This window comes from Methylobacterium sp. NPDC097929, from assembly GCF_049543375.1.
Lineage (GTDB): Bacteria > Pseudomonadota > Alphaproteobacteria > Rhizobiales > Beijerinckiaceae > Methylobacterium.
On the sequence record NZ_JBMVEP010000011.1, the window covers coordinates 40,536 to 61,817 of the forward strand.

The following is a 21,282-nucleotide window of genomic DNA, read 5'->3' on the forward strand; positions in this document are numbered from 1 at the left end:
CCCCGTCTCCCCTATGTAGGAAGGCGCGACGCGCAGGGAAGCGCCGCCTCAGGTGCGCCGGATCAGGGTGCCCGCGCCGAAATCGGTGAACAGCTCCAGAAGGGCGGCGTGCGCGACCTTGCCGTTGAGGATGACCACGGCCTCCACGCCCTGCTCGATGGCGTAGATGCAGGTCTCGACCTTGGGGATCATCCCGCCCGTGATGGTGCCGTCGGCGATCAGCCGCCGGCAATCCTCGACCGAGAGTTCCTGGATCAGGTTCTTGTCCTTGTCGAGCACGCCGGGCACGTCGGTGAGCAGCAGGAGGCGCTTGGCCCGCAGCGCGCCGGCGATGGCGCCCGCGAAGGTGTCGGCGTTGACGTTGTAGGTCTTGCCGTCCTCGCCGTAGGCCACGGGGGCGAGCACCGGGATCAGCTCGGCCTTCAGCACCGCGTCGAGCACGCCGCGCTCGACATGCTCGGGCTCGCCGACGAGGCCGAGATCGATCGCCTGCTCGATGTTGCTGTCGGGGTCCTTGACCGTGCGCATCGCCCGCTTGGCGCGGACCATGTTGCCGTCCTTGCCGCACAGGCCGATCGCCCGGCCGCCCTCGGCGGCGATCCAGCCGACGATCTGCTTGTTGATCGAGCCGGCCAGAACCATCTCGACCACCTCGACGGTGGCCTCGTCCGTGACGCGCAGGCCGCCGCGGAACTCCGATTCGATCCCGAGCCGCGCCAGCATCCGGCCGATCTGCGGCCCGCCGCCGTGCACGACGATCGGCTTCAGGCCGGATTGCTCCAGCAGCACGATGTCCTCGGCGAAATCCTCCGCCGCCGCCGGGTCGCCCATGGCGTGGCCGCCATACTTGATGACGACGATCTCCTGATCGTAGCGCTGCATGTGCGGCAGCGCCTGGGTCAGGATCTCGGCGCGCACATGCACGTTCGGCAGCGGATCGGTCATCGCGGTCGTCCTGTCTCGCTGGGTTGGCGACGGATTCGGCAGGGCTTCTAGCGCAGGCTTTCCGCGACGCGAAGCGGTCGAATGGAGGTTATCGGACCCGCCTCCCGCACCACCACGACAGTGAGCCGCCTCAGGAATTGTCGTGAGGGCCGCCGGACCGTCCGCGCCCGGCCGCGAGGCTTTCGCGGCCGGGGCGGGGCTTAAAGACCGGCCGCTCGGATGCCGATGCGGTGCAATCCCGCTCGACGCGACCGGAACGACACGTTTCGGAGAGGACATCCTGCGCCGATGCAGAGTTTCCCGGCCGCTTAACTGGCCGTTAACCGCGTTTCTCAATCATCTCCTGGTTGAGCCAGGGGGCCGAGAATGCTGAATGACGATGCACTGACGCCGCGCCCGTCCCTCACGAATCCCGGCCTGATCGCCCGCGTGGTCGAGCGCTTCGGCCAGGGCGCGGGCTCCTCGGCCGAGATCTGGCGGCGGCTCACCGAGAGCTACGCGGTCGATCTCGATGCGGTCGCCGCCCTCCTGCCCTGCGCCGAGCCCGAGCCGCTCTGGCTCACGGCCCGCGCCCGGAACCGAGCCCGCTGAGGACCGGTCAGCCGACCACCCGCAGGCTCTCGCCCGCCCGCAGGCGGCCCCCGGCCAGAACCTCGGCGTAGACGCCGCAATCGGCGTGGCCGAGACCGTTCATCAGGGCCTTCGGGATCGCGAGGTCGCGCAGACCCGTCTGCGGATCGACGTTGGTGGCCGCGCACCGCACCGTGCGGCTGGTGATCTTCAGCCGCAGCCCGTCCTCCGCCTCCAGCACCCGGCCGACCATGTCGAGTTCGGCGAAAGGCTCCAGCCCGTCCAGATAGAGATTGCCGCGAAAGCGCAGGGGATCGACGGGGGCGCCGACGAGATCCTCGGTCGCCGCCACGCTCGCCCGGTTGATGAGCGAGACGTAGCCCGTGCGCGAATCGGTGAAGCGGTAGCCGGGCGGTGCGGCGAGCACCCGCGGCGGACCGCGCAGCGCGTCCGGCACGAAACCCTGCATGAAGGCGGCCAGCGCCGCGCGCCCCTCGGTCGTGCTCAGGTCGGCGTCCAGCGCCGTCGTCCCGTTCTCCTCGACCGTGAGGCGATGCGTGGCGTCGTCGAAGCGGGTGCGCAGCCGCGCCAGCGCCTCGTCGCGCATCAGCATCAGGTAGGCGACCTTGGGCAGGTGGCGCGGGGCGCTCTCGTTGAAGCCCGAGGGTCCGTTCTCGATGGCGTAGAGCCGGTCGCCCGGGAAGTAGCCGCTGGTCTTCAGCTCCGCCGACTCCACCGCTTCGGGCGAGAGCCCCTTCACGGGGTAGCGGTAGAGGGCGGCGATGCGGAGGTCAGGGCTCTGGCTCATCCCGCCTCGCTACGGCGCGTGCCCCTGCTTGGCAACGGAGCACCCCGGCGCCGCGCGGTCCCTACGAAGAATTGCGCATGGTCTGCGTGCCGGGGCTCGGCCTAGCCTGCCGTCGGCAGGAGGATGACGACGCATGGCCGCGATCACCGCACTCTACCGCTATCCCGTCAAAGGGCTCTCGGCCGAATCGCTTCCGGCGCTGAGCCTGCGGCGCGGGAGCGGACTGGCCTTCGATCGCGAATACGCCCTGGCGCTCGGGAGCACGGCCTTCGATCCGGAGCAGCCGAAGCCCCTCGACAAGGGCTTCTTCCTGATGCTGCGCAGCAACGCGGTTCTGGCGGCCCTCACGACGCGGTTCGATCCCGAGACGGGACGCCTCGCGATCGGACGCGGCGGCCGGACGCTGGTCGAAGCGGATCTGTCGAGCGCGGCGGGGCGGGAGGCCGTCGAGCGCTTCTTCGAGGCGTATGTCGGCCCGGCGGCCAAGGGCCGGCCGCGCCTCGTGCGGGCCGAGGGGCACAAGTTCACCGATGGCAGCGTGATCTCGCCGGCCTTCATGCGGGCGGTCTCGCTCGTCAACCTCGCCTCGGTGCGCGCCCTCGAAGCGCGGACGGGGGAGGCGATCCACCCCTTGCGCTTCCGCGCCAACATCGTCGTCGACGGGCTGGAGGCCTGGGAGGAACTGGACTGGGTCGATCGCGAGGTGAGCATCGGGGATCTGCGGCTGCGGGGCCTCGCGCGGACGCCGCGCTGCGCCGCCGTCGACGTGAACCCCGAGACGGCCGAGCGCGACACCAACCTGCCCAAAGCCCTGAAGCGGCATTTCGGCCATGTCGATCTGGGGCTCTATCTCGAAGTGCTCTCCGACGGCGCCATTGCGGTCGGTGACCGGCTGGCGCTCGCTCAGGAGACGGCAGGCACCGGCTGAGGGCGCCCTTCACACCACCACAAAGCCGAACCCGTCCCACTGCGCCGTTGCGGCATCGTGCGGCCGGCGCTCGGGCGCGAGCCACGCGAAGGCCGGCACGCCCGCCGCCGCCGCGGCGATGCGGATCATCCCGCGGGCCTGCGCGAGCGCTTCGCCCTCGCCCAGGAGAGCGGCCAGCGCCGGCGCGTCGAGGCCGAGGCCGCGAAGCCGCGGGCTGGCGCCGACGAAGCCGGCCGCGCCGAGCAGGCCGAGCGGATGGCGGATCGCGGCGAGGATCGAAAGGCTTCCGTCGGGCCGATCCCCTTCCGCCTCGCACACGGCGAGCCGCGCCCCGAGGGCGGCGACATCGCGGCCGGAGCGGGCATCGCGCAGCAGCACCGCGTCCGGCTCCAGCGCGACGAGCGCGTCGAGGGCGGGATCGTCCAGACCGTCGAGGGCGGCGTAGATCGCGAGGTCGGTGCGGTCCGCCCGCAGGCGGGCGACGAGATGCGGCGGAAACGCTCCGCCGAGAACCAGCGCCCGCGCGCCCCCGGCCAGGGCCGCCCGCGCCGCCTCGGCATCCGCCACGAGGAGGGCGCGGCGCGGCGCGGCCGGTTCGGGACGGGACGGTGCGGCGCTCATTCAAACTTCCTTTACCATAGCTGCAGGAAGGTCGGGCCTCACGGGGCCGAGTGACGGTCCCGGCGGGACGCGTCATGTTCCTGTTCACCAATGCTCCGGCCAGCCCCCGCGAGACCGCCGCGCCCGCGCGCGCCGCGGCGGCGGGCGGCCCGGTGGTCGACGCGATCCGCGAGGGCGCGCAGACCAGCGGCGTCGGCTTCGATTACCTGCTCGCCACGGCCCAGCGGGAATCGAGCCTCAACCCGGATGCTAAGGCGAGCACCTCCACCGCGACCGGCCTGTTCCAGTTCATCGAGCAGACCTGGCTCGGCGTGATGAAGAGCACCGGTCCCAAGCTCGGTCTCTCCTCCTACGCCGACGCCATCACCACCCGTGCCGACGGCAGCTACACCGTGGCCGATCCGGCCGCCCGGCAGGCCATCCTCGACCTGCGCCGCGACCCGAAGATCGCGGCGACGATGGCGGGCGCCCTGACGCAGCGCAACGGCGAGGCCCTGAGCACGGCGCTCGGCCGCGACCCGACGGCGGGCGACCTCTACGCCGCCCACGTGCTCGGCGCGAAGGGCGCGAGCGCGCTGATCGCCTCGGCGCAGGCGAACCCGTCCCGCGCCGCCGCCCTCGACCTGCCGGAGGCGGCCGCCGCCAACCGCAACCTGTTCTACGACCGGGCCGGGCGGCCCCGCAGCACCTCCGAACTCTACGCGCTCCTGAGCCGCGCCACCGATCCTGCCGCGGCCGGCGGCGGCGCGAGCCCGATTGCCACTGCGGCCTCCTCGTCCGAACCGCCGACCGCCTACGCCTCGCTGGAGGGCGGGCTCCGCTCGCTGTTCCAGACCGACCGCCGCCAGGGGGCGATCTCCGACGGCGTGGCCAAGATCTGGCAGAACCGCACCGCCGCCAGCGCCGCTTCCCGGTCCGCCCCGACCTACTTCCCGCGCTCCGAGGCGGACGGCGAGGCCGACGCGCCCGCCGCGGCCTCCGTCCCGGCCCCCGCCGCGACGCCCGCGACGACGGTGCAGACAGGCCTGAATGCCCCCGCGGCGGCGATCGTGGTGCCGCTGCCGCCGCGCCGGCCCGCCGGGCTGGGAGGGACGGTCGCCGCGCCGCCGCCGAGCCTCGCGGCCGGCCCGACCCCGGACCGTCAGACTGCGACGGCGAGTCAGGCCAAGAGCTCGCTCTTCGATTCCTCCTCCTACCGGCTTCGGAACGGCTCATGATCGTCCGCCAGTTCCTCACCCTCACCCAGAACGCCTCCACCGAGCGGCGGGCCGAGGCCGCGGGCGCGCTGACGCGCACCTACCTCCAGGGCACGCTCGGGCCCGACGCGGCCTGGGAGGCCAAGACGGCTCTGCTCGCCCTGCTCGACGATCCCGCGGCCGCGGTGCGGCGGGCGCTGGCTCAGGCCTGCGCCGCCTCGGATCAGGCTCCGCGCCCGCTCATCGTGGCGCTCGCCTCCGACCAGCCGGACATCGCCTGCCTCGTGCTCGCGCGCTCCCCCGTCCTGATGGATGCCGACCTCGTCGATTGCGTCGCCATGGGCTGCGAGGAGACCCGCTCGGCGGTGGCGGGCCGGGCCGACCTCTCGCGGCCGGTGGCCGCCGCGCTGGCGGAGGTGGGCGGCGCGCCCTCGCTCATCGCACTGGCCAAAAACCCCCGCGCCAGCATCGGCACCGCCGCCCTGCTGCGCATGGTGGAGCGCCACGGCGACGACGGGGCCCTGCGCCAGGCCCTGCTGGCGCGCGCCGACCTCGCGATCGAGGTGCGCCACGCCGTCGTCGCCCTGGTGGCCGAGCAGCTCTCGCGCTTCGGCCAGGATGCCGGCTGGATCAGCTCCGAGCGCGGCACGCGGGTGGCCCGCGAGGCGCGCGATGCCGCCGCGCTCGCCCTCAGCGACGAGGCCGGGGAGGCCGGCCTCGCCCGCCTCGTGGCTCATCTGCGGGTGCAGGAACAGCTCACCGCCGGGCTGATCCTGCGCGCGATCCTGTCCCTGCGCCTGCCCTTCGCCGAGGTGGCCCTGGCCGAACTCAGCGGCCTCAGCCGTGCCCGCGTCGCCGGCCTGATGCTCGAAGCGCAGGGGGCGGGCTTTTCTGCGCTTCACCGCCGGGCGGGGCTGCCCGGCCTGCTGCTTCCGGCGATCCAGGCGGCGCTCGCTGTGTGGCGCGAGGCCAACAACGGCCGCAGCGGTCTCGACGGGCCGCGGCTCGCCCGCTCGATGATCGAGGCCGCGCTCACCGCCTGCGAGACGATGCCGTTCGCCGAGGCGCGCGGCCTGATGGCGCTGCTCGCCCGCTTCGAGGCGGAGGCCGCCCGGGACGAGGCCCGCATTCACGCCCACGCGCAGGCGCAATCACAGGCGCAATCACAGGCGCAATCGGAGGCTCAGGCCGAGGCGGCGCTGCTCGCCGCACCCGAGGCCGTACCGGCCGCGCTCCCCTCTTCGGACATTCCCGCGGTCATCGTGCTCCCGCCGGAGCCGGCCGCCTCGGAGACGCCCCGCGCCGACGCGGCTCCGCCGCTGGAATGGCCGACGGCGCCGCGGGCCGAGGAGCGCATCGGCGCCGCCGTCACCCTGTCGGAGGCCGCGCCGACGGCCGTGCCGGACTTCGCGGAAACGGTGCTCGCCAGCCTCGCCGACGACCTGATGGCGAGCTTCCTCGCCGACCGCGCCGCCGCGGCGCCCGCCGTCGCCGCGCCGGAGATCGAGGTCCGGCCCGAACCGCGCCGCGCCGCCCGCCCGCGGGAGATCGCCGTGGCGGTCGCCGCCGGGATGATCCCGCAGGAACTCGTCCTCAGCTACCGGGCCGACCGCCTGCGCCTCGCGGCCTGACGGCTGACGTCGGACCGCTTCCGGCTGCCCGCCTCGGGTGTGCCGCCCTCCGTCGTCGCGAGCCTGGGCGAAGCGATCCAGTGGCGCAACCTTGCCGGAAGAGGCGGCGCCCTGGATTGCTTCGGCTCCGCCTCGCAACGACGGATGAGGGAGCGAACCGATCAAACGGCAATGGTCTCGGCGCGTCCGGGATCAGATCTCGATCTCGGTGCCGATCTCGATCACCTGCCGGGCGGGGACGCAGAAATGGGCGCCGGTGCGCTCGGCGTTGTTCTGCATCACGGCGAAGACGGCCTCGCGCCAGTCCGACATGCCGCGCCGGTCCGAGACGGGAATGATCGTCTCGTGGCCCACGAAGACGGTGAGGTCCTCCGTGAAGGCCTCCGGCAGCAGCCCGGCCCGGACGGCGCAGGCCAAGCCCTCGGGCACGGAGGCCGATTGCATGAAGCCGTAGCGCAGGACGACGCGGCGGATGTCGGGGGCGATCTCGCTCACCGCGGCGCGCGTCTCCGCCGGGATGGTCGGGCGATCCTCGAACAGGGCGGTGACGATCAGGATGCGGGCGTGCCGCGCCCCGAGCCGCTCCACGAAGCGCATCAGCGGCAGCGGAATGCCCTCGGTGGCCGAGGACAGGAACGCCGCGCTGCCCGGCAGCATCGTCGGCGGCGCCTCGCGCAGGCCGTCGAGGAAGCGGGCCTCCGGCGGCCGGATCGCGATGCGCGCCTCTTCCAGGCAGGCATTGCCCTTGCGCCACGTCAGCATCAGGAAGGCGACGAACCCTGCGAGCACCAGGGGAAACCAGCCGCCCTCGAACAGCTTCACGCTGTTGGCGGCGAGGAAGGTGAGATCGACCGTCAGGAAGAGGCCGTTCACCGCCAGTACGAGGGGCAGAGCGTAGCCCCATTTGCGCGCGACGAGGCCGGCCAGCAGGGTCGTGATCGCCATGAGCAGCGACACGGCGATGCCGTAGGCGCCGGCGAGCGCGTCGGAGGAGCGGAAGACCAGCACCGCCGAGAGCGTGGCGGCCGCCAGCAGCCAGTTCACCAGGGGCACGTAGATCTGGCCCTGCTCGTCGGGCGCCGTGTGGACGATGCGCAGCGGCGGCAGGAAGCCGAGCTGGATCGATTGCCGCGTCAGCGAGAACACGCCGGAGATCACCGCCTGCGAGGCGATGACCGCGGCCAGGGTCGCGAGCCCGATCAGCGGATAATGGCCCCAGGCCGGCGCGAGGCGGTAGAACGGGTTCTCGGCCGCGCCGGGATCGACGAGCAGGATCGCGCCCTGCCCGAAATAGTGGATCACGAGCGCGGGCAGCACCGCGGCGAACCACGCGATCCGGATCGCCCGCGCGCCGAAATGGCCGAGATCGGCGTACATCGCCTCGCCGCCCGTCACCGCCAGGAAGGCCGCGCCGAGCATGGCGAAGCCAACGTGGAGCCCCGCATGGGCGGTGAACTCGACGGCCCGCAGCGGATTGACCGCGGTCAGGATCTGCGGCGCCTGCACGATGCCGCCGATGCCGAGCGCGGCCAGCACGACGAACCAGAGCAGCATCACCGGCCCGAAGATCCGGCCGATGAAGGCCACGCCCCGGCTCTGCACGAAGAACAGCCCGACCAGGATCACGAGGGCGATCGGCACGACGAAGCGGTCGAGGGCCGGCGCGTCCACCTTCAGGCCCTCGACGGCCGACAGCACGGAGATCGCGGGCGTGATCGTCCCGTCGCCGTAGAGCAGGGCGGCGCCGACGAGGCCGACCACCAGCAGCAGCGCTTGCCGGGAGCCGGGCCGGGCGTGGCGGGCGCCCAGCAGGGCCAGCATCGCCACGATGCCACCCTCGCCGCGATTGTCGGCGCGCAGGATCAGCACCGCGTATTTCAGCGAGACGACGAGGATCAGCGACCACAGGATCAGGGAGACCGCCCCGGTGACCGCGACGGGGGTCGGCGCGCCGCCCTGGCTCGCGGCCCGCACCGCCTCCTTGAAGGCGTAGAGCGGGCTCGTGCCGATATCGCCGTAGACGATGCCGAGCGTGCCCAGAAGGGTCGCCGCGCCGAGGCGCCGCCCCGCCTCCGGAGCGGGATCAGGGGCGGCGGACTGGCTCAAGGCTGCGCTCCGGACGGGGCCGATCGTGGCGGCCTACCTATGGAGCGCGCCCCTCCTGTCCAGAGGGGCCCTGTCGGGCTCGCGGGCGCGCATCCTCAGGGCGTCGTCTTGTCCGGGCCCGAGCGCCCGTCGCGCAGGCGCGCGGCTCCGGCGGCGGCCTTCTCGGCGATGCGGGAGCGCAGATCCTCGGAGAGTTCGATATCGACGAGGCGCCAGCCCCAGTCGCGCAGGCGCAGGCGCAGGCGGAACTGCTCCCGGCGCGGCCGGTCCGGCGGCACGGCGACCACCACCGAGCGGAAGCCGCGCATGTCGGAGGCGAAATAGTAGCGCAGGAGCCGTCCGAGATCGGGGATGCGCAGGCCGTCGCGCCGCTCGTGCCGGTTGGTCGGGGCGCCGAGATCGGAGTCCTGGGGCCAGCCGTCGTCGAGCAGGTCGATCACGGCCTTCGGCGTGAGGGCCGATTCCATCACCGGCAGGGCGAAGGCCGCCGCCGCATCGGCGATGCGCTGCCGCTCACGCGGATCGAGCGAGGTGCTGTCGGCCTTGACCGCCGCGCTGATCTGCCGGGCGAGCGACAGGCGCAGGGTGCGGAAGTTGACGCGCCGCTCCACCGCGGCGGTGTCGCCGGCCTGGACCGCCGCCGCGAAGCCGTAGAGCGACCAGAACGGGGTCAGCGTGTAGGCGAACCACGCCAGAACGGCGAGAAGGGGAAGGAGCCACCACCGCATCGGATCAGCCGCGACCGTGCGCAGGCTTCATGCCGGGTCCCGATCCTGCGTCTCGCCATCGGCCCCGTGCCAGCCGCTCAGCCCGGCGAAGGCGGCGACGACGCCCTCGTAGACCGGCCGCTTGAAGGGAATGATCAGGTCCGGCAGCGCCTCCAGGCGCTCCCAGCGCCACGCCTCGAACTCGGCCTTGTGAGCACCGCCGCCGGGGGCGTCCACGTCGATCACCGCCTCGCTGCCGGTCAGGCCGAAGGCGAACCACTTCTGCCGCTGGCCGCGGTAGCGCCCCTTCCAGGCCTGCTTCATGACCTCGGGCGGCAGGTCGTAGGCGAGCCAGTCGCGGGTCTCGCCGAGCAGCGTGACCGCGTCGGCGGGCACGTTGGTCTCCTCGTGGAGTTCGCGCAGGGCCGCGTCGAGGGGCGCCTCGCCCGCGTCGATCCCGCCCTGGGGCATCTGCCACGCCCGCTCGCCGTCGACATGCTCGGGACCGGCCGAGCGCTTGCGCCGCCCGATGAAGACGCGGCCGTCGCGGTTGAACAGGGTCACGCCCACGCAGGGGCGGTAGGGCAACGCGCTGCCCTCGGGCAGGCGCAGGAGGTCGTCGTCGGGGCGGGTCATCGCGGGCTCGTGCTGGCCGCGGGACCATAGGACGGCCGGCGCGGCACGGGCAACGCCGCACGGCCCGCAATCTCGACCTGCAGAAGACGCGGGCGACGGCCGGAGGCCGCGCCCGCGTCTCCCCGCGAACTCGAACCCGGTTACGCCGCGCGCACGTTCGTCAGGAAGCGCCCGACTTCGCCGCTCAGGTGCTCCGACTGGCGCGACAGCTCGGAGGCGGCGGTGAGCACCTGGGCGGCGGCGTCGCCCGCTTCCTCCGCGGCCTGGGCCACGCCGGCGATGTTGCTCGTCACCTCGCCCGCACCCATGGCGGCCTGGGCCACGTTGCGCACGATCTCCTGCGTCGCCGCGCCCTGCTGCTCGACCGCCGCGGCGATCGAGGCGGCCACGGCGCTGATCTCCTCGATGCGGCCGGTGATGCTGCCGATCGACGAGACCGCCTGACCCGTGGTCTGCTGGATGCGCCCGATCTGGCCCGAGATCTCCTCGGTGGCCCGGGCGGTCTGGTTGGCGAGTTCCTTGACCTCCGCCGCAACCACGGCGAAGCCGCGGCCCGCCTCACCGGCACGCGCCGCCTCAATGGTGGCGTTCAAGGCCAGAAGGTTGGTCTGACCGGCAATGGTCGTGATCATCGTCACCACGTCGCCGATCTTGGCGACCGCCGCGCTCAGCTCGCGGACATGGGCGGCGGTCTGCGCCGCCTCGCCGACGGCCGCCTGCGCCAGCATCGACGAGCCGCTGACCTGACGGCCGATCTCCTGCACGGAGGAGCCGAGTTCCTCGGCCGCCGCGGCGACGGTGTTGACGTTGGTGGCGGCCTCTTCCGCCGCCGCGGCCACGCTGATCGACTGGCCGGCCGTGCGGGTCGCTGCACCCGACATGCCCTGCGCCGAGGCCTGCAGCTGCGTCGCGGAGGACGAGACGAGGCTGACGACGCCGCCGACGGCGCGCTCGAACCGCTCGGCCATCTCGCGCATGGCGGACTTGCGCTGCGCCTCCGCCCCGGCCCGGGCCGCGGCGGTTTCCTCCTCGAGGGTGCGCACGCGGATCAGCCCGTCCTTGAAGATCTGCACCGCGTCGGCGATGCGGCCGATCTCGGTGCGCTGGCCCTGGTGGGGGATCGCCACCGTGAGATCGCCGGCGGCCAAAGCCTGCATGGGCTCGACCACCGAGGCGATGCCGCCGGACACGCTGCGGATGATGAGCACCGCGAGCACGATCGAGACGATCAGCCCGACGGCGATCACCGCGAGCGCCATCGTCCGCACCCACTGGAACACCTGTTCCCCCTGCGCCGTGGCGCGGGCGGCGCCCTCGTTGTTGAAGGCGATGAGCTTTTCCAGGGCGCTCGACATCGCCCGGCGCGGCGCGAGGCCCTTCGACTCGTAGGTGGTGAAGGCCTCCGCCTTCCGGCCCTGGCGCGACAGGTCCATCACGCCCCGGCGCTCGGCCTCGAAGACGCCGGCTTCCCGCACGTAGGTGTCGTAGAGCGCGCGCTCCTCGGCCGAGGTGATCAGCGCCTCGTAGGCCGCCCGCTTGTCGCTCACCAGCTTGCCGAAGCGCTCGAAGTCCTTCTCCATGGCCGCGAGCGCCTGCGGCTCGGTGGCCTGGGTGTGGCGCAGCATCACGCCGTTGCTGCGCGCCGCCGCCGTGTCGATCTCGCCCAGCAGCCGTACGCTGGGCAGCCAATTGCCCTCGATCTCCAGCGTCTGCTGGCGGATGGCCTGCGCACCCATCAGCCCGAGAAGCCCGAGGCCGACGAGGAAGAGCGTCAGCACCGTGAAGGATGCGATCAGCTTGCTGCGAATGGGAATGGACTGGAACGACACGGGAGACTCCGGACGAAATCGTCGTACCCGGCCGCTTTCGGGCGGGGCGGAGGATCCTGGTCAAACAATCGTTACCGGATCGCCTAGCTTCTTCCCAATTGCCTGGCGGAATGCGGATGAAACGCAGTTCGAGTTCGTTTCGATATCAGTAGAACTATCAATTGTTAAGGTGCGGCGCTCGACATCTTCGCCACGCCCGCATTCTGACGCAGAGCGACGCTGACCGGCACCAGCCGGACGCCGCGGGCCTCCAGATCGCGCGACCAGCGCGAGAGCCGGTCGATCGTCAGCGGTGAGGCGCTGGCCGAGGCCAGCACGAACCCCTTCTGCCGGGCGAGCGTCTCCAGGCGGGCGAGTTCGGCGTCGATCGCGTCCGGCCGGGCCACCGCGTCGATCACGACCTCGGCGCGGGCGGTCGCCAGCTTCGCCTTGCCCGCCAGCCCGGCCACCAGCGAGCGGGGCGCGGTGCCGTCCTCCACGAAGCCGAGTCCGCGGGCGGACAGCTCCTTCAGAATCGGCTCCAGGGCCGACGACTCGCTCATGAGCTTGGCGCCCATGAAGTTCACCGCCGCGACGAATCCGGGAAACCGGCTCATCGCCCAGGCGACCCGGTCGAGATTCTCGCCCGGACGGCCGGAGGCCAGCAGCGTCTGCGGCCCGGGATCGCTGTCGGGATAGTCGAACGGCTCCATCGGCAACTGGAGCAGGATCTCGTGCCCGGCCTCGCGGGCGCGGGTGGCGGTCTTCTCGAGGTCGCCGCCGTAGGGCGAGAGCGCGAGGCTGACCGCGGCGGGCAGCCGGGCGATGGCGCCGAGGGTCGCCGCTTCGCCGATGCCGAGGCCCGAGACGAGCACCGCGATGCGCGGACCCGTGCCCGGCTCCTCCGGGCGGGCATAGACGTCGAGGGGCCGCAGGCGTCCCTCGCCGATGCGGGGGAGGGGGCCGTGGCGCCCGCGCTCGGTCAGGCGCGGGTCGGGCGCGGGGGCGAGCTTGACCTGGGCGGCGTTGGGCACGCGGATGATGACGGGCGCGTCGGGCGCCGTCGAGCCGTCGGGGCGGAACACGCTGACGCCCGAGGCCTGCTCGACCTCCCGCGCGGAGCGGGAAGGCCCGGCGGGGGCGGCTTCCGCGACGCGGGGCGCGGGCGCGACCGCCTCGCGGATCTCGATCGTGGCGCTCGCCCGCGGTTCGCCGCCGCGAGGATCGCCGGTGAGCGCGACGGTGCCGGCCAGAAGGCACAGAGCCAGCACCGATACGCCCGCGATCGCAGTGGTCGGACGCAGGCCGGCGCGCAGGCGCGCCGCCTTGCCCCCGACTCCGAGAGGCTTCGTCAGGATGTCGTCGGCCGCGTCGCTCACCCGCCGTCCCGCCCCGTTGGCGCATGGGATGACCGGGCGGCGGGAGCGTCAACGAGAAACGGCCCGCATTCCGGTCTGAACCGGCATTGCGGGCCGTCATGGTTAATCTTCCCCTAATCCCGCGGCTGCCGGGCGGCCGCGGGGCGGTGGGAGATCAATTCTGCGTGGCGGGCTTCGTCACGTTGGCCGCACCCTTCTGGATGCCGTGCAGGAAGTCGACCGCGGCGATGAGCTGCTTGTCCTTGGCCGGGTCCGGCGGGATGTAGGCCGAGGAACCGCCGCGCTCCTCGGTGTCCTTCTGCTTCAGGTGGCCCTTCAGCCCGGCCTCGCCCTTGGTCTCGTCCTTGCCCTTCAGGTCGTCGGGCACCTCCTGCAGCACCTCCTGATCCGGCTCGATGCCCTTCGCCTGGATCGAGCGGCCGGACGGGGTGTAGTAGCGGGCGGTCGTGAGCCGCAGGGCGCCCTGGCCGCCGAGCGGGATGATCGACTGGACCGAGCCCTTGCCGAAGGAGCGCGTGCCCATGATGGTCGCGCGCTTGTGATCCTGCAGGGCGCCGGCCACGATCTCCGAGGCCGAGGCCGCGCCGCCGTTCACCAGCACGACGATGGGCTTGCCCTTGGCCAGGTCACCGGCCTTGGCCGAGAAGCGCTGCGTCTCGTCCGGGTTGCGGCCGCGGGTCGAGACGATCTCGCCGCGGTCGAGGAAGGCGTCGGAGACCATCACCGCCTGATCGAGCAGGCCGCCGGGGTTGTTGCGCAGGTCGAGGACGTAGCCCTTGAGCTTGTCTCCGCCGATCTCGGTCTGGAGCTTGTCGATCGCGGTCTTGAGCCCGTCGAAGGTCTGCTCGTTGAACTGGGTCAGGCGCACGTAGCCGACATCGCCGCTCTCCACCTTGGAGCGGACGGGGCGGATCTTGATGATGTCGCGGGTCAGCGAGACGTCGATCGGGTCCTTGGCCTCCTTGCGGCTGATCTTCAGCTTCACCGCGGAGTTGACCGGCCCGCGCATCTTGTCGACGGCCTGGTTCAGGGTCAGGCCCTGGACCTGCTCGTCGTCGATCTGGGTGATGATGTCGTTGGCGAGCAGGCCGGCCTTCGAGGCGGGCGTGTCGTCGATGGGCGAGACGACCTTGATCAGGCCGTCCTCCATGGTGACCTCGATTCCGAGCCCGCCGAACTCGCCCCGCGTCGTCGTCTGCATGTCGCGGAAGGCCTTCGCGTCCATGTAGCTCGAATGCGGGTCGAGGGAGGTCAGCATGCCGTTGACGGCCGACTCGATCAGCTTCGATTCCTCGGGCTTCTCGACGTAGTCGGTGCGCACCTTCTCGAACACGTCGCCGAACAGGCTCAGCTGCCGGTAGGTCTCCGCCGAGGCCGCGATGGCGCTGGTGCCGGAGAGGAGTTGGGTTTGAGTCGACAGGGCCGAGGCACCGATGCCGAGGGCGGCGCCGAGCAACACGAGGGACACTTTGCGCATTATCCGCGAACCTTCTCGCTGGAACTTTTCGCCCACCACGGCTCCGGATCGATGGAGCCGCCGTCTTTTCTGAACTCGACGTACAGGACGGGATCAACGCGATCATCGTCCCTCTGTGACGCAGCCTGCGGCGCGTTCACCGGGGGGCCGCTGCCCTCGCCCATCACGGCCACCGGTTCACCCGCCAGCACGAACTGGCCAACCTCGACGTTGATCTGTTCCATCCCCGCGAGCAAGAGATAGTAGCCGTCGCCCGCATTGATGATCAAGAGACGGCCATAGGAGCGGAACGGCCCGGCGAAGGAGACCCAGCCGTCCGCCGGTGCCGAGACGATCGCCCGGCCCCTTGTCCGCAGCGAGATGCCGCGGGTGGTGCCGCCCTGGCCGTCGGGCTGGTTGAAGCCGCGCAGGAGGGGGCCGCTCACGGGCCTGGGCAGATCGCCGCGGGCCTCGGCGAACTTCACCTTCGGCGCCAGCTTGGCCGGATCGCGGGCGCTGGCCGCCGCGAACTTCTCCTGCACGGCGCGCTGCTCCCGCTCGGCGGCGGCGCGAACGGCGTCGGCGGCCCGGCGCGCGCTCGACAGCTCGCTCTCCATCCGGTCCACGAGATCCTTGAGGCTCTTGGCCTGATGGCCGAGTTCGGCGCTCTTCTGGCGCTCGGCGGTGAGGTCGGATTCGATCTGTGCCTGCCGGCTGCGGCGCGCGGCGATCAGCGCATCGAGGCGCTGCCGCTCGGAGGCCCAGCCGGCGAGATCCTTGCGCAGGGATTCCCGGTCGGCGGCGATGAGGCCGCGCACGCGCACCAGTTCCGTGAGGTCGCCCGCCAGCGTCTCCGCCTCGCCGCGCAGTTCCGGCACCACGGCGCCGAGCAGCATGGAGGTGCGGATTGCGGAGAGCACGTCCTCGGGCCGCACCAGCACGGCGGGGGGCGGGCGCCGGCCCATGCGCTGGAGCGCGGCCAGGATCTCGGCGATGACGGCGCGGCGTGCCTCCAGGGATTTGCGGATGGCGGCGTCGCTGTCGGTGAGCGCGCGCAGGCGCTCCTCCAGCCGGCTGAGCCGATCCTCGGTCGCCTGGGCCTGGCGCCCGGCATCGAGCAGGGCGGCGCTGAGCTTGGTCCGGTCCGAGCCGATCGCGGCGATCTCGGCCTCCAGGGCCGCCCGGCTGCCGGCGCTGGCGGCGAGCGCCTCCTCGATCTGGCGCAGGTTCTGGGCGCGCCGGTCGCGCTCCTCCTGCGTGCGGCGCGTCGTCTCCGGGTCGGTCGCTTCCTGCGCGCGGGCGGGCATGAGCGCGCCGACGCCGACGGCGCCCGCGAGGGCGGCCAGGGCGAGCGCGGCCGACAGGATCGCCGCGGGCCGGGGAGGTGCCGTCACCGGTCGTCTCGTCACCGGTCGCCTCATGCCTCGGGATCGCCCCGGTGATAGGGATGGCCTGCCAGGATCGTCAGGGACCGATAGGCTTGCTCGAGGGCGAGCACGCGCACCAGACCGTGCGGCAGTGTCGCCGCTCCGAAGGCGAGAATATGGTCGGCGCGGGCCCGCACGCGCTCGTGAAGTCCGTCCGCCCCGCCGATGACGAGAACGAGGGCGCTGCGTCCCGCGTCGCGCCACTCGCCGACCTTGCCCGCGATGCGCTCGCTCGGCCAGTCCGAGCGGCCGCGCTCGTCGCAGGCCATCAGCGCCGCATCCGCCGGCACGAGCGCCAGGATCGCCTCGGCCTCCTCCGCGACGCGGTCGGCGGCCCGGCGGGCGCGGGATTCTGCGATTTCGGTGAGATCGCAGCCCATCACGCCGAGCCCCCGCCCGAGCGCGGCGGCGCGCTCGCGGTAGCGGGCGGCGAGATCCCGCTCCGGCCCGTTCTTCAGGCGACCGACGGCGACGACGAGGAGGCGCAAGGAGCGTGTACCGAAGGGGTGGACGGTTCCCGGACGAAGGACCGACCGCCCGATAGCACGGCCGACCCCGCGACCGGGAGCCGGGAGCGCGAGAAAACCGCGCCGGCAAAGCCGTGCCGGGGCGGGAGTGCGGGAGGGCGAGCGCCCGCGCCCTTCCGGTATTATGCAGCAACCTCACCCAAAAGCGTTGATGTCATCGATAGAATAATTCATTGCCCCCTACCAGAAGTGGGCCAGCCTGCTAATTATACCACAGCCTGCGGAACTTCGCGGTCGGACCAGGCTTGGATTTTCAGAGACGTTGACTTAAATGACAACGGCGATAGAACTCGCCGGACGGAAGCTCGTGCGCGCAGCTTCGTTCCGGCTGAAGGCGGGAGAGGTCAGATGGCGGGACCTATTTCTCACACCACAGGTCGAGGAGTGGTTCGCTGCGCTCTACCGTGATGACCCGCCGACCACTTGGGATGCAGATTTGACACCCAAGGAGCAGGCATACTCTATCGTAAAGAGGTTCGTAGTAGGCGACAACTTAATTTCGAAACTGATTTTCACCTGCTTATACCGGGAGAAGATGCGATTTGGGAATTAAAAACTCCAGATATAAGATTGTTCGGGTTTTTCTCTAGGTTCAATACAATGATAGTTGTTAGCGTAGGCTTTAAAACAGAAATAAAAGATCGCAATTTGTACCCCACGCATATAGAAGCTGTAAATTTCTTCAGAAGACAGTACGACGTTGAGTGTATTTGGCGCTTAGGAGAGCACGATGTCTTTTCTGTTCGATCTCGATGAGAAGAGCGAAGCTGTTGTCAGCTTCATCTCTCGTGTGAGGGATGAGCTGCTGCGCGCCTACCGCTCAGAAAAGCTGGAAAAGAAAATTTCCCTACAAGTTATAGCCGACAAGATAGATGGAGATAAATCTACAATTCATAGGCAGCTTAATGGCGAAGGAAATCTTACATTACGGACAGTTGCCGAGCTTTCTTGGGCTTTCGATAAAGAGCCATTTTTTGAGCTTCGGCACCGCGAGGTGGCAGCTGAACACATTCGTTCGGATTACGAGGTCGTTCGCCCGAGGATGGCTAGCAGCTCTGAGATTATGTTGTTCTCACAAAATGGCGCGGTAATATCTACGTCTTCGTCAAAAAACGTATCTAAGATGACAGTGGTGGCGGCCTGATAATGCCTATCCAAGGCGATGTAATTTTCTGCGATGACATACGACACGAAATCACAGGGAAGGCGATATTAGTCGGGGCCTACGGCGCGACTCTTAGAACAAGCGGGGATTTGCCTTTTACAATAGACAGGCTTGTGCTGGCTTGTAGATTATATATTCCGGCTGCCAATATCCCAAAGCAGGCGAAGTTTTTAGTATATTACCCACAGTCAAAGGAAGCACCTGACTTTGAGAGCGAGCTTAACATGCCCGAGCAATTGTCGGTGGAAAAACTAGCTCTAATTCCTCGTGCTGAGGATAGATTTGAGCCGCGTTTTCAGATGTCGTTTCAGATCGAACTTGAAAAGATTGATATTGAAATTGAAGGGTTCATAAGAGTTAGGGCAATTTTAGATGATGAGTATGTTAGAGTTGGAGATCTACGTGTTTCCAAAATTGAGGAGAATGATAGGTCTATCGAGGAAGAGCCCAGCACCTAACATTTTTTATCTTCCCTGCACTCAAAATCCGGCCCTGTTTTGCGGCCGTCCCGAGCGACTGAATCAGTCTGTAAGCAACGGCCTTTCGAAGCTGCATGTCGCCTTCGTCCCACCCCTTCATGCGAACCACGGCTAGAGCGACCTCCCGAGTATTGAGGGGCTCGCCTGCCTCTTCCAGCGCCCGCTTGCAGAGCTTGAACATCTCCCCATAGGCGAACAGCCGGTTGAGGTGGGCGTAAGCCGGGAAGCGCGTTTGCGTCTCGGGTGACACCACGTATAGCGCGAGAACGGCAGTGACGCTGGACAGGTCGAGCTCTGCCTTCTCGATCTGCCGGCGCAACTCGGCAATGTGCGCCTCGATCTCATTACGCTTCGCTTGGAGCGTGGTGACGATCTGAGGGAGAGCCATCAGGCGGCTCCCTTCGGCAGGTGGTGGCGCTGCCAGTAACCCTTCCACACCTGGGACGGCGGGTGACGGAGCGAGGCGCCCGCGATCATCTGGTACTGGCCGCCGTTGCTGACGCGGCGGTAGTTCTCGCGCCACGCCATCTCAGCGGCGTAGGCCGCGAGGTAGGGGCCAGCGATGTGGTGATGCACACCCATCTCCGAGTGACGAAGGCGGGCAAAGTAGCTCTCGGCCTGATTGGTGCAGGCGTCGTCGGCGCTGTAGGCCGCCTGGTGGTTGATGCGGTGGGTCTTGAACGTCTTGTGGAGACGATCCCACCCCTTGGCCTCGTCAGCGTGGACAACGGTGCCGGGAAGCACGCGGGCCTCAATCGTGTCCACGCTCTCGGCCTCGGAGCGGAAGGCGAAGGTAAGGGCCTTGCCGTTGCGCTCGCGGATCACCACGACGACACGACGCTTGCCGGTCTGGTTCTCGGCAAGGCGACGGTCCCGCCGATCCTCCTTCATGTTCTCCGGCCGGACGTGGCCGCCGAAATAGGCGCCGTCCACTTCCACGGTGCCCGACACGGTAGCGTCGGCCGTCTCAGCCGCCACGGCTTCGCGGAACTCGTGAGCCATCACGAAGGCCGTGCGATACTGGCAGTCGAGGTCGCGGCTCAGTTGGAGCGCGGAATGGCCCTTGGCGCCGTTGGCGAAGATCGCGATGGCAAGCAGATGGTCGCGGATCGGGAGCTTGCGGCTGGCGAAGATGGTCCCGCTTGTGACGCTGTACTGGTGCCGGCAACCGGCGCACTTGAACAGCTTGCGGGTGGCAATGAAAGAGTGCTTGAGGCAGCCGCAGCGCGGGCAGAAGGGGGCGCCGTCCGTCACGGCCCACCGGATCGCCTTGAACGTCTCCCAAGCTGCCTCATCTGTCATCCGCGCGACTTGAGCGAGGCTGAGGGAGCGGGCGGCGCGAGAGAGAAGGAAGTGCTGAGCCATAACGGCCACCCGAACGTTTTGCGTTGAGGTGATTGTTATGGCGCTTTTAGTGACACGTCAACGCTTTTAGTCGCCTTGACGTAAAAAGCCTCACGCGCTATCTCTTCGGTGCAATGACACCTCAGCACTGCCGCGCAGCTAGAGCTTGGTTGGACTGGTCGCAGGGCGACCTGTCTCAGCGTGCCAACATCGGCCTGAGTACGATCCGGCAGTTTGAGAACGGCTTGCGCACGCCGATCACAAACAACCTGCTGGCCATGCGGCGTGCTTTTGAGGAAGCCGGGATCGTTTTGAATGATGATCCGGCCGGGATCGCCTTCGTAGGCAACCCCGGCGCTAAGGATCAGAACGGGAGCGGCGAAGCCCCGTGATGCGAGAGGCCGCGCACGATCTTAGAGACCGTGCCGCCGTTGACGCAGAAGTAGAAGGCAGTCCGCGACTGGCTCCATCCCTTCACCATGACGGCATGAAGGATGTGACAGGCGGTGAGGTGGTCGCAGGGAAACTCGGCCATGATGGTTCCTTATCGCCGCACAGGCGAATTGAAGGGACCGGCTTGAACGAGGCGACCAAAGATGCGACTCTATGGTTGTTGGGCCATCGTCCTTGGTCGCTGTCCAAGCCGGGTAGTGATTTGGTCTTTGGTTCCGGATCAGGCCGGTGCGCTAACACCGGCCTGATCCGCTAGGCTCTTCTGAGCCCATGGTTGCCGACCATGACGTTCTCCTTCGTTAGCGCCGGCTAGGACGCGGGGTGGGACGGATAGCTCAGGTGAACTTGAGTTCACTTGCGCTGGCATCTGAGCCGTTCGACGCCCCCGCGTCGTTCGGCTCATTCTTTTTGGACGGAAGCGCATAAAGGCTTCCGTCCTTAATCAGGTGCCCCTGCCGAGCAAGGCGAGCAAGCGCGCTGTACCCGTACTGAGGGTTCTTCTCAATCTTCGGTTTGTAATTTGGGTCTTCCCGTAGCGCCTGCATAATGTTCCTTGGGGCGCAGGGGCCGTAATCCTTAACAATCTCAACGATAAACCCGTTGACGCCCGATAGGCCGGACTCATCTAAATCGTCTTCGATCTCACCATCACTTGAGAGCGCCTCGTACAAGGCCGACGAGTAGATTTTGTCGTTATGACGAACTACTTGCCCGTCATCGATCATGCGATCTAAGGCCGCGTAAATCCCATTGGGGTTCCTAGCTAAGCGCTCCTTGGCCGACTCATCTGTTCCGTCGCGAATGCCCTGTGCGATCTCACGGGGAAGCAATCCTCGCGTTGCGGCCATTATGACCGGCTCGATTGCTCGCCTCCACTCAGACCTTGTCTCGTTCGCTTCGGATGGCGCTAAATTGAGCCCAAGGGTGGCCCTTAACGCTGGGGGAAGGATGATCGAGATTGCCTCAAACCATTTGTCCTCAGCCTCAAGCTGGCGCTGAAGCTCGGTTATCTGCTCGACCATACGGTCGCGACCGGCCTTACGGCGAAGGATCTCTTCGCGGTTTAGGCTGAAGCTCCACGACGAATCAGACACGC

Annotated in this window: 21 protein-coding genes; 7 read left to right on the plus strand and 14 right to left on the minus strand. The window is 69.1% G+C overall.

Annotation, left to right across the window (positions count from 1 at the left end; genetic code table 11):
• Positions 1-48: 48 nt before the first annotated feature.
• Positions 49-945 carry an acetylglutamate kinase gene (gene argB / locus ACPCJR_RS20810; RefSeq protein ID WP_110351393.1) on the minus strand — a complete coding sequence of 299 codons (897 nt, stop codon included), beginning with the start codon at positions 943-945 and terminating at the stop codon, positions 49-51.
• A gap of 366 nt (positions 946-1,311) precedes the next feature.
• Here argB and ACPCJR_RS20815 point away from each other — a divergent pair, with 366 nt between their 5' ends.
• Entirely contained in the window at positions 1,312-1,536 is a 225-nt protein-coding gene (locus ACPCJR_RS20815; RefSeq protein ID WP_391514697.1) for a hypothetical protein, read from the plus strand.
• A gap of 7 nt (positions 1,537-1,543) precedes the next feature.
• Here ACPCJR_RS20815 and ACPCJR_RS20820 read toward each other — a convergent pair whose 3' ends face one another.
• On the minus strand, positions 1,544-2,323 hold the full coding sequence (locus ACPCJR_RS20820; protein ID WP_391514698.1) for an MOSC domain-containing protein: 780 nt from the start codon (positions 2,321-2,323) through the stop codon (positions 1,544-1,546).
• Positions 2,324-2,456: 133 nt separating this feature from the next.
• Between ACPCJR_RS20820 and ACPCJR_RS20825 the strand changes: the two genes are divergently transcribed.
• Positions 2,457-3,251 carry an MOSC domain-containing protein gene (locus ACPCJR_RS20825; RefSeq protein WP_391514700.1) on the plus strand — a complete coding sequence of 265 codons (795 nt, stop codon included), beginning with the start codon at positions 2,457-2,459 and terminating at the stop codon, positions 3,249-3,251.
• 9 nt (positions 3,252-3,260) lie between these two features.
• Here the strand turns inward: ACPCJR_RS20825 and ACPCJR_RS20830 are convergent, their stop codons facing one another.
• On the minus strand, positions 3,261-3,872 hold the full coding sequence (locus ACPCJR_RS20830; RefSeq protein ID WP_391514702.1) for an aldolase: 612 nt from the start codon (positions 3,870-3,872) through the stop codon (positions 3,261-3,263).
• 74 nt (positions 3,873-3,946) lie between these two features.
• Between ACPCJR_RS20830 and ACPCJR_RS20835 the strand changes: the two genes are divergently transcribed.
• Together ACPCJR_RS20835 and ACPCJR_RS20840 are read left to right on the plus strand one after the other, a co-directional pair.
• Complete coding sequence (locus ACPCJR_RS20835; protein WP_391514703.1) at positions 3,947-5,089, plus strand: transglycosylase SLT domain-containing protein; 1,143 nt, start codon at positions 3,947-3,949, stop codon at positions 5,087-5,089.
• Complete coding sequence (locus tag ACPCJR_RS20840) at positions 5,086-6,699, plus strand: DUF2336 domain-containing protein (RefSeq protein ID WP_391514705.1); 1,614 nt, start codon at positions 5,086-5,088, stop codon at positions 6,697-6,699. Before ACPCJR_RS20835 ends, ACPCJR_RS20840 begins: the two co-directional genes overlap by 4 nt.
• A gap of 192 nt (positions 6,700-6,891) precedes the next feature.
• On the opposite strand, the gene ACPCJR_RS20845 is transcribed toward ACPCJR_RS20840, so the two are convergent.
• The 8 genes from ACPCJR_RS20845 to rlmH all read right to left on the minus strand — a co-directional run bounded on the left by ACPCJR_RS20845 (position 6,892) and on the right by rlmH (position 16,706).
• Positions 6,892-8,805: a potassium transporter Kup gene (locus tag ACPCJR_RS20845; protein ID WP_391514707.1), complete on the minus strand. Its 1,914-nt coding sequence runs from the start codon at positions 8,803-8,805 to the stop codon at positions 6,892-6,894.
• Between the two features lie 95 nt (positions 8,806-8,900).
• Positions 8,901-9,533 (minus strand): DUF2939 domain-containing protein, encoded by a 633-nt coding sequence (locus ACPCJR_RS20850; RefSeq protein WP_391514709.1) that lies wholly within the window; start codon positions 9,531-9,533, stop codon positions 8,901-8,903.
• 27 nt (positions 9,534-9,560) lie between these two features.
• Positions 9,561-10,148 (minus strand): RNA pyrophosphohydrolase, encoded by a 588-nt coding sequence (locus ACPCJR_RS20855; RefSeq protein ID WP_391514711.1) that lies wholly within the window; start codon positions 10,146-10,148, stop codon positions 9,561-9,563.
• 140 nt (positions 10,149-10,288) lie between these two features.
• Positions 10,289-11,977 (minus strand): methyl-accepting chemotaxis protein, encoded by a 1,689-nt coding sequence (locus ACPCJR_RS20860; protein ID WP_391514712.1) that lies wholly within the window; start codon positions 11,975-11,977, stop codon positions 10,289-10,291.
• Positions 11,978-12,141: 164 nt separating this feature from the next.
• Positions 12,142-13,335 (minus strand): divergent polysaccharide deacetylase family protein, encoded by a 1,194-nt coding sequence (locus tag ACPCJR_RS20865; RefSeq protein ID WP_391514714.1) that lies wholly within the window; start codon positions 13,333-13,335, stop codon positions 12,142-12,144.
• Between the two features lie 154 nt (positions 13,336-13,489).
• Entirely contained in the window at positions 13,490-14,812 is a 1,323-nt protein-coding gene (locus ACPCJR_RS20870) for a S41 family peptidase (RefSeq protein WP_110351382.1), read from the minus strand.
• Positions 14,812-16,212: a murein hydrolase activator EnvC family protein gene (locus tag ACPCJR_RS20875; RefSeq protein WP_391514716.1), complete on the minus strand. Its 1,401-nt coding sequence runs from the start codon at positions 16,210-16,212 to the stop codon at positions 14,812-14,814. Before ACPCJR_RS20875 ends, ACPCJR_RS20870 begins: the two co-directional genes overlap by 1 nt.
• Entirely contained in the window at positions 16,209-16,706 is a 498-nt protein-coding gene (gene rlmH, locus ACPCJR_RS20880; protein WP_391514718.1) for a 23S rRNA (pseudouridine(1915)-N(3))-methyltransferase RlmH, read from the minus strand. The genes ACPCJR_RS20875 and rlmH overlap by 4 nt, the downstream gene beginning before the upstream one ends.
• Positions 16,707-17,475: 769 nt before the next feature.
• Here rlmH and ACPCJR_RS20885 point away from each other — a divergent pair.
• The gene (locus ACPCJR_RS20885; protein WP_391514720.1) at positions 17,476-17,889 is read left to right on the plus strand and encodes a hypothetical protein; all 414 of its coding nucleotides are present in this window, start codon (positions 17,476-17,478) and stop codon (positions 17,887-17,889) included.
• A gap of 2 nt (positions 17,890-17,891) precedes the next feature.
• Positions 17,892-18,368, plus strand: a complete 477-nt coding sequence (locus ACPCJR_RS20890) for a DUF6941 family protein (RefSeq protein WP_391514721.1) — start codon at positions 17,892-17,894, stop codon at positions 18,366-18,368.
• On the opposite strand, the gene ACPCJR_RS20895 is transcribed toward ACPCJR_RS20890, so the two are convergent.
• Positions 18,343-18,777, minus strand: coding sequence for a hypothetical protein (locus tag ACPCJR_RS20895; protein WP_391514723.1), 435 nt, complete (start codon positions 18,775-18,777; stop codon positions 18,343-18,345). The genes ACPCJR_RS20890 and ACPCJR_RS20895 overlap by 26 nt on opposite strands.
• A complete protein-coding gene (locus ACPCJR_RS20900) occupies positions 18,777-19,754 on the minus strand; it encodes an IS1595 family transposase (protein WP_391514724.1) in 978 nt (325 codons plus the stop codon). Before ACPCJR_RS20900 ends, ACPCJR_RS20895 begins: the two co-directional genes overlap by 1 nt.
• Positions 19,755-19,867: 113 nt before the next feature.
• Between ACPCJR_RS20900 and ACPCJR_RS20905 the strand changes: the two genes are divergently transcribed.
• Positions 19,868-20,125, plus strand: coding sequence for a helix-turn-helix domain-containing protein (locus tag ACPCJR_RS20905; protein WP_183434856.1), 258 nt, complete (start codon positions 19,868-19,870; stop codon positions 20,123-20,125).
• 396 nt (positions 20,126-20,521) lie between these two features.
• Here ACPCJR_RS20905 and ACPCJR_RS20910 read toward each other — a convergent pair whose 3' ends face one another.
• Positions 20,522-21,280: a hypothetical protein gene (locus tag ACPCJR_RS20910; RefSeq protein ID WP_391514728.1), complete on the minus strand. Its 759-nt coding sequence runs from the start codon at positions 21,278-21,280 to the stop codon at positions 20,522-20,524.
• Positions 21,281-21,282: the final 2 nt, after the last annotated feature.